General features: G+C 73.9%; 1 protein-coding gene. It reads left to right on the top strand.

Annotation, left to right across the window (positions count from 1 at the left end):
- The coding region (locus tag HV798_RS31560) for a type VI secretion system Vgr family protein (protein WP_175216641.1) at window positions 1-659 on the top strand (659 nt) is incomplete at both ends.

The following is a 659-nucleotide window of genomic DNA, read 5'->3' as shown; positions in this document are numbered from 1 at the left end:
GGCTTCAAGAGCAAGGAATTCGGCGGCGCGGGCTACAACCAGATCGTGTTCGACGACACCGACGGCCAGCTGCGCATGCAGGTCAAGAGCAGCCAGGACGCCTCGGAACTGAACCTGGGCCACCTCATCCACCAGGCCGGCAACTACCGCGGCGGCCTGCGCGGCGTGGGCGCCGAACTGCGCACCGACGCCTACGGCGCCGTGCGCGGCGGCGCGGGCGTGCTGCTCACCACCTACAGCGCCACCGGCGGCAACGCCAGCGCCGTGGGCGATGCGGCGGGCGTGCAGGCGCTGGCCAGCCAGACCGACCAGATGGCGCGTTCGCTGGACGGCGTGGTGGGCGCCCACCAGGGCCTGCGGCTGGCCACGGCGCTGGGTACCAAGGGCCCGCAGGCCAGCGTGCTCGATGGCGACAAGGCGCCGCTGGCGGCCATGCACCGCGCGGTCTCGGGCACGGTCGCGGGCGACAGCCTGGATGGCGCCCGCGGCGATGCCTCGGCCAAGCACACGCAGGCCGCGCAGGGCAAAGTGCCGCACCCCACCGATCCCGTCGTGCTGATGGCCGCGCGCGCCGGGCTGGCGCAGGTCGCCGCCAAGCACCTGCAAGTGACGGCCGGCGAGGCCGTGCACTGGTCGGCCGGCAAGGACCAGAACCTGGC

This window comes from Achromobacter deleyi (assembly GCF_902859705.1).
Lineage (GTDB): Bacteria > Pseudomonadota > Gammaproteobacteria > Burkholderiales > Burkholderiaceae_B > Achromobacter > Achromobacter deleyi.
Note: the sequence above shows the minus strand (reverse complement) of the source record. Positions and strands in the feature narration are given on the sequence as shown.